This window comes from Methylobacterium aquaticum, assembly GCF_001043915.1.
GTDB lineage: Bacteria > Pseudomonadota > Alphaproteobacteria > Rhizobiales > Beijerinckiaceae > Methylobacterium > Methylobacterium aquaticum.
Window position 1 is genome coordinate 1 of record NZ_LABX01000380.1, and the last position, 6,859, is coordinate 6,859.

Here is a 6,859-nt window from a genome sequence, read left to right on the forward strand (position 1 = left end):
TAAGAGCCTGTTTGAGTGCGTCTGCCGGTCCCCCCCCTCTCTCCTGTGAGATCAACAGGGGATCCGCCTGGTTGGGCGGGGAAAGATCAGATGTGGACCGACCGACATCGGACGCGCCACGAGACGCGCCTGAAGGATGTCATTGCTCAGACCGGCCTGGACGAGATGGCTCGCGTCCTGGAGCGCGCCGATCCGCCCCGCAGCCCGAGCGCGACGCCCGCGTGCAAGATCGTCGCGGCGATCGCCTGGCATGTGCGGGTCGGGGCGCGCCTGGCGGGCCCCGCCAGAGAGCGTCGTGCCCTGGCGCACGGTCTACGGCTGGTTCCGGCGCTGGATCGAGAAAGGGTGTTCGAGATCCTGATGCGGGCCCTCGCCCGCCGCCAGCGGCGACGCTGCCGTCGCCGCCCGCAGCCGCGTCTGGCGATCATCGACACCCAGAGCGTCAAGGATCTCAGGGTGCGCGGACCGCGCGGCTACGATGGGGCCAAGAAGGTCGTTGGGCGCAAACTCGGGCTGATGGGCAGATCGGCACGCTCCAGAATGCGAGCCATCTCGTCCAGGCCTGTCTGAACAACGACATCCTTCAGGCGCGCCTCGTGACGCGCCCGATGTCGGTCCGTCCACATCTGCTCTCACTCCGCCCAGCCACGCGGATCCCGTGTTGATCTCACAGGGACAGATAGGGACGACCAGCGGAGGCGCTCAAACAGGCTCTCAGACAAAGACGGACTGAAGAGAAGAACCGGCAAGGTCCGGCGAAGAGGCCGTGAGAGATCATTGATCCCCCTCGCTATCGCGGAAGTCAATCTCGCCCTTCTTCCAGTAACCGGACATCGTGAGCCGATGGCGTGGCATGGCGCGGTTGACCTGGAAGTGGCGGCGGACGGTGCGGACGGTCGCAGCTTCCGCCGCGAACCAGACTTCGCAGTGCTCTTCCGGCAAATCCGCCGTCATCATCGCGGCGGCGAGGTCTGTCGCAGTGCCGGCCTCCTGGCCGTTGCGGGGAAGCCAGTTGATCTCGACATCGGCGTTCGAGTGGATGATCTGGGCATCGGCATCGTCAGGAACTTCGACATACAGGTCGACGACGAGGCCGGGCGGCAGGGATTCCAGGATCGAGCCGATGGCTGGGAGCGCCGTCTCGTCGCCACCGATCAGCAGATGGGTGACTTCCGGGTCGAGCCGGAAGCCCGATCGGGGGCCGGCGATCTGCACCAGATCGCCAGGCTTCGCGGCAGCTGCCCAGGTCGAACAGGGACCGTCGCCGTGGAGCACGAAGTCGATGTCCATCTCGCACACCTCCTCGCGGAATTGCCGGATAGTATAGGCGCGGCCGCTCGGCCTTTCGCCCTGCCGCGTCGGCACGAAGAGCTTGACCCATTGCGCCGGACGGCGGACGGGAAAGTCCATCAGCGCCGTCGAGGCAAGGGTGACGCGCTGCATGTGCGGCGTGATCAGCGCCGTTTTGCGGACCTCGGCCACGCGCAGGCGGCGCTCGGGCGGGACCGGGCGTTCGGTGCCCGATGGGGGTGAGTTTTGCTGTCTCATCTGAACGGTCCTTGGCTCAGGCATGCCGCCGACGCGCGCGCAGCGTGGTGAGGGAAAGCAGGAAGGCAGCCGCCGCCATGCCCGCAGCGATGCGGAAGGCGAAGCGCATCCCCTCCGTCACCGTGTCGGGTGTCGCGGTGGCAGCATCGCCGGCCACGCTGGCGAAGAGCGCGCCCATCAGCGAAGCGCCGGTGATCAGACCGAGATTGCGGGCGAGCGCCAGCAGTCCCGAGACAAGACCGCGTTGTTCGGGCCGTGCATCGGCCATGACGGCGGTGTTGTTCGGCGTCTGGAAGAAGGCGAGACCGACGCTGACGAACAGGATCGCGACGATATAGGTGGCGACACCGCCCGTCAGCGACACCCAGGACATCACGAAGGCGCCAACCGTGAAGAGGGCCAATCCGATCACCATGGCGAGCTTGGCCCCGATGCGGTCAGCGACCGTGCCGGCCGGCACGCCCATGACCGCAGCGGCGAGCGGGCCAACGGTCATCACGAGGCCGACCATGCGGGTGTCGAGGCCGAGCGCCTTCGATAGGAAGAACGGCCCAAGAACCAGCGTCGCCATCATCACCGCATAGACGAGCACGCTCATAACCATGCTGAGGGAAAGAAGAGCGTTGCGGAACATGGAGAGCTTCAACAGCGGCGCGCGCGCCTTGACCTGCACCGCGAGGAACAGGACGAGGCCGACAAGCCCCCCCAATCCGAGTTGCAGCACCAGGGGCGAGCTGAAGCCCTGCTTGCCGGAGAAGGTCATGGCGAGGGAGTAGGCGCCGAGGGTCAGCGCCAGCAGGATCGTGCCGAGCCAGTCGAAACGTGTGGCAGGAACGGAATGCTTCGGTGCATCGACGGCGTTCGGCAGATAGCGGCCGATCAGCAGGAAGGCGAGGAGGCCGAAGGGCAGGTTCACCCAGAAAACCGCCTGCCAACCGAAGGCGGCCAGCGCCAGCGAACCGAGCGACGGCCCGAGCGCAATGCCGAAGGACACCATGGTGGAGAGCACGCCCATGGCGAAGCCGGTGCGCTCCTTGGGGAAGATCTCGCCGACGAAGGCAAAGGACAGCGCCATCACAATCGCACCGCCGAGACCTTGGCCAGCGCGGCCGGCGATGAGAAGAGGCAAATTGCTGGAGAGCGCGCAGAGCACGGAGGCCGCCATGAAGATGACGAGGCCCCAGAGATACAGCCGTTTCTTGCCGAGCTGGTCGCCGAAGCGGCCGACGCCGACGATGAGCGCGGTAACCACGAGCAGGTAGCTCACCACGACCCATTGGACCGAGCTGAACTCGACGCCAAGATCCTTCACCAGTGTCGGCAAGGCGACATTGATGATGTTGGTGCCGAGTTGGGACAGCAGAATGGCGAGCGACAGGCCTGTCAGCACCAGACCCGAACGGATCTGGCGGTGATGGGGAGGCGGTGTGTCAGGATGCGTTTGTGGTGCCGCATGCAGGCCCCCATGCGGATGGGCCGTTGCAGAATGTGCGGTTTGAGGCATGTCGGGGTCCTATCGAAGACATCCCGTCCGGGAGCGTTGAGGTTCATCCTTCGATAGCGCCGACCACATATTGCATATAGTGCAATACTAATACTATATGATTGCACAAAACGCACGAATGAGAGATCGCCCGGCAATGCCCCTGAAATCCGTGGCCAAACGTCCGATCCCGCCACTCGACATGAATCTGCTGGTGACCCTCGACGTGCTGCTTTCGGAAGGCAGCGTCGTGGGTGCGGCACAGCGGCTGAACCTGTCCGCACCGGCGATGAGCCGTCAGCTCTCGCGTATCCGGCATCTCCTCGGCGATCCGGTTCTGGTGCGTGCGGGACGCGGGCTGGTTCCGACACCACGTGCTGAAGCCCTGCGCGACCGGCTGCGCGGCCTCGTGGCGGAGGCCGAGGCGCTGGTGCGCGGTAACGATGAACTCGATCTTGCCCGGCTGGAGCGGACCTTCGTCATCCGCGCCAATGACGGCTTCGTCGGTACGTTCGGCGCGGCTCTGGCGTCGTTGGCTGCGCAACACGCCCCGCAGGTTCAGCTGCGATTCGCCCACCAGGACAACGAGGATGTCGAAGCGTTGCGCGAGGGGCAGATCGATGTCGATGTCGGTGTCATTGGTACCATGGGGCCGGAAATCCGCTTGCAGGCATTGTTCCACGACCGGTTCATCGGCGTGGTGCGCTCTGGTCATCCATTGGCGGAATCGGTGACTCCGGAGAGCTTCGCGTCCTTCCCGCATGTCTCGGTCTCGCGGCGTGGGCGCTTCACAGGACCGATCGACGAGGCGCTGGCGGCACACGGCCTCGCGCGCGGGGTTACGATCGCTGTCGCCAATTTCGCCGATGCGCTGGCAATTGTGCGAGCCTCCGATCATGTGGTTGCGGTGCCAGATCGTCTCACCGAACCGGCAAGAGCCGGACTTCACGGTTTCGAATTACCGGTGAAAACCGACGCGCTCGCCATATCGCTCGCGTGGCATCCGCGCTTCGACGCCGACCCTGCCCATTGGTGGCTGCGCGGCATGGTGCGCGAGGCTTGCGCCCGCGCAGTCAAACGATAGCTCGGTGTCCCCTCCCCTCGAGATTCACGGCTCTGCCCGATCATGCCGATCAAAGCGCTCACCGACCGCAAGCCGCTCTCGGCCGATTTCAACGAGGCCATCGATGCCTTCATTGATGCGGTCTCGGCGCGCTCCAGGCCGGCGAATTTCCCCTCGATCTCGCCCGGGCCTCCCTCGCCCAGCCGGTGGCGATGATGATGCGAGCGGCGCGCAGGCGGTGGCCGACGACGGCGAACGGATCCTGTCGCAGACGCCCACGATCGACTGGACGCCGGGCGGCGAGTTGGATCAGTGTGCCGCCTGGCGCGGCGCCTCCGGCGATCCGCGAGGTGCAAGGCAGCACTGTCCGAAAGGGCTTCCCGTCATGAAACTGGTGTCCTTGGCGACGTGCCTGCTGATCGCGACCACAGGCACCGCCCTCACCCAGACGACGTCGGCCGAGCGTCCGGTGCTCGACTGCGCGGACTTCTCGAAACGGACCGACGAGGCGGCCCTGGTGAAGCGCTTCGGCAAGGAGAACGTCGTGCGCGGCACCCTCGACGGCGCCGAGGGCGAGACCATGCCGGGCACGATCGTCTACCCGAAGGATCCGGCCCGCCGCCTCGAGATCAGCTGGTGGGATCCGGGCAAGCGCCGCGGCCTGTCCGGCATCACGGTCAAGGACCGGTCGGCCTGGCTGGTCCGCACACCCGGCACGGCCCGGTCGACGCTCGGGCTGAAGGCAAGCCTCGAGGAAGTCGAGGAGGCCAACGAGAAGCCGTTTCAGCTCAACGGGTTCGAGTGGGATTACGGCGGCTACGGCATGAGCTGGAAAGGCGGCAGGCTCGACCGCATGGCGGGGCAATGCAACCTATCCGTGCGCTTCAATCCCGATCCCAAGGTCACCGGCAAGGCCCTCGGCAAGGTCTCCGGTGACAAGGAGTTCGCCTCCTCGGACCCGGCCATGAGGGCCGTGAAGCCCTCTGTGTCGTCGATCAGCCTGGGATGGCCCGAGAAGTAAGGCCAACGGTGGTTGGAAACGACCTTTGGTGCCGTTCGCGAATTTCCGCTAAACTTTTGACTTAGTATCGAAAATTTGAGATGATTCAGCGGCCCGATGCGTCAGCATCTTGGGCCGATGGCATAAGACCACCCGTCGGAGGTCGCTCGGGACGGGGCTGTCCGCGTCAGGATCGACGGCAGGTCCCGGACGATCGAAGAGCGGCTCGGACCCGGAGCCGCTCCGCGCCACTGGGCCTCTCGCCCGATGGCGGCGATGACCGCACGAACCGCCGGGATTGTGCGGCGGCGACGTCAGAACTCCGCCACCTTGCCCCAGGCCGAGGTCCCGAACCGGTCCGGATGGTAGGGCTTGGGATCGACGATCGGCGCGGCACCGGAGACGATGTCGGCGATGAGGTGGCCGGCGCCCGGCCCGATGCCGAAGCCGTGGCCCGAAAAGCCCGCCGCCAGGACGAGGCCGGGGACGCCCGTCACCTCGCCGATCCCCGGGACGCCGTCCGGGGTCGAATCGACGTAGCCGGCCCAGGAGGCGCTGATCGTGGTCTCGCGCAGGGCCGGCAGCATCTCGACGGCACGCCGCCGCGTCTCGGCGATGAGCGCCGAATCCGGGCGCGGATCGAGGATTCGCACCCGCTCCATCGGGGTCGGCCGGTCGAGGCGCCAGCGTTTCACGGTCTCGTGGCCGCTGCGCCAGCCCTCGGTGCCGCCGGGCGCCAGGGAGCGCCAGCGCCGGGCGAACATCGGCACGAATTCCCGCGCGAACAGGATCTGCTGCGGGGTGGGATCGACGCGGGCCCGGCCGCTGATCGCCAGGTTGTAGCCGCCGCTCTCGCCGCGGCGGGTCAGCGAGATGCCGGCGGTGTACAGCGCGTCCGGCAGGCCCGAGACGTTGGGACCGACCGCCATGATCGACTGGCGCACCGCCGCTTGCGGGAAGCGGATGCCGAGCTGGCGGAGGAACGAGGAGGCCCAGGCGCCGCCGGCCATCACCACCGTGCGGGTGCGGATGGTGCCCTTCTCGGTCACCACGCCGCTCACCCGCCCGCCCTCGCGTTCGAGGCCGCGGGCGGCGCAGAACTGGTGCACGCTGCCGCCGAACCGCATCACGCCGCGCGCCGCGATCGGCACCGCCCGGGCGGTGTCGGCGATGCCGTCGGTCGGCGAGAACACCCCGCCTTTCCAGTTCCGCCCGGTGGCCCGGCCGTGCTCGCGCGCCTCGGCGGCGCCGAGCACATGGGTGAGGACGCCCTCGCCGGCCGCGAAATCGCGCCACGCCGCCCAGCGGGCGATCTCGGCCTCGTCGTTGCTGAGATAGAGCAGGCCGCAGCGGCGGAAGCCGACATCCTCGCCGATCTCGGCCTTGAGACGGTCCCACAGGTCGAGGCTCTTCGTCGCCATCGGCAGTTCGCGGGCATCGCGGTTCTGCTGCCGGCACCAGCCCCAGTTGCGGCTCGACTGCTCGGCGCCGATCCGGCCCTTCTCGACCAGCGCGACGCCGATGCCCCGACGCGCGAGATAATAGGCCGTGAAGGTGCCGACCACGCCGCCGCCGATCACCACGACGTCGGCGGAGTCCGGCAGATCCGGCGTCGTGTCGATGGTGAGGAGAGGTGCTGGCATCCGCGGGCTTCCTTTTACCGAGGCCGCCTCAGCAAAGTGGCATGATCCAACTCTGCCTGGCCTCTTGCTTCTGCGTCATCGTCGCCGCCGACGGGTGAGCACGTCGGCGGCGACGATGACGC

General features: G+C 67.1%; 6 protein-coding genes. 3 read left to right on the top strand and 3 right to left on the bottom strand.

The features are described 5' to 3' along the window. The first annotated feature begins 90 nt into the window (after positions 1 to 90). On the top strand, positions 91 to 570 hold the full coding sequence (locus VP06_RS32390) for a hypothetical protein (RefSeq protein ID WP_053082127.1): 480 nt from the start codon (positions 91 to 93) through the stop codon (positions 568 to 570). Between the two features lie 204 nt (positions 571 to 774). On the opposite strand, the gene VP06_RS32395 is transcribed toward VP06_RS32390, so the two are convergent. Both VP06_RS32395 and VP06_RS32400 read right to left on the bottom strand, forming a co-directional pair. Next, on the bottom strand, positions 775 to 1,548 hold the full coding sequence (locus VP06_RS32395; protein ID WP_063928482.1) for a siderophore-interacting protein: 774 nt from the start codon (positions 1,546 to 1,548) through the stop codon (positions 775 to 777). Positions 1,549 to 1,564: 16 nt separating this feature from the next. Next, the gene (locus VP06_RS32400; protein WP_197093341.1) at positions 1,565 to 2,938 is read right to left on the bottom strand and encodes an MFS transporter; all 1,374 of its coding nucleotides are present in this window, start codon (positions 2,936 to 2,938) and stop codon (positions 1,565 to 1,567) included. A 250-nt stretch (positions 2,939 to 3,188) separates the two neighbouring features. On the opposite strand from VP06_RS32400, the gene VP06_RS32405 reads away from it, so the two are divergent. Next, entirely contained in the window at positions 3,189 to 4,115 is a 927-nt protein-coding gene (locus VP06_RS32405) for a LysR family transcriptional regulator (RefSeq protein WP_048467937.1), read from the top strand. Between the two features lie 217 nt (positions 4,116 to 4,332). After that, a complete protein-coding gene (locus VP06_RS38410) occupies positions 4,333 to 5,115 on the top strand; it encodes a hypothetical protein (protein ID WP_245291400.1) in 783 nt (260 codons plus the stop codon). Positions 5,116 to 5,408: 293 nt separating this feature from the next. On the opposite strand, the gene VP06_RS32420 is transcribed toward VP06_RS38410, so the two are convergent. Further along, a complete protein-coding gene (locus tag VP06_RS32420; protein WP_048467938.1) occupies positions 5,409 to 6,737 on the bottom strand; it encodes an NAD(P)/FAD-dependent oxidoreductase in 1,329 nt (442 codons plus the stop codon). Between the last annotated feature and the right edge of the window lie 122 nt (positions 6,738 to 6,859).

Bases quoted from the DNA above. Each gene is read 5' to 3' on its own strand.
- VP06_RS32420 (WP_048467938.1), bottom strand. From the start codon at position 6,737: ATGCCAGCACCTCTCCTCACCATCGACACGACGCCGGATCTGCCGGAC.
- VP06_RS32390 (WP_053082127.1), top strand. From the start codon at position 91: ATGTGGACCGACCGACATCGGACGCGCCACGAGACGCGCCTGAAGGAT.
- VP06_RS32405 (WP_048467937.1), top strand. From the start codon at position 3,189: ATGCCCCTGAAATCCGTGGCCAAACGTCCGATCCCGCCACTCGACATG.
- VP06_RS32395 (WP_063928482.1), bottom strand. From the start codon at position 1,548: ATGAGACAGCAAAACTCACCCCCATCGGGCACCGAACGCCCGGTCCCG.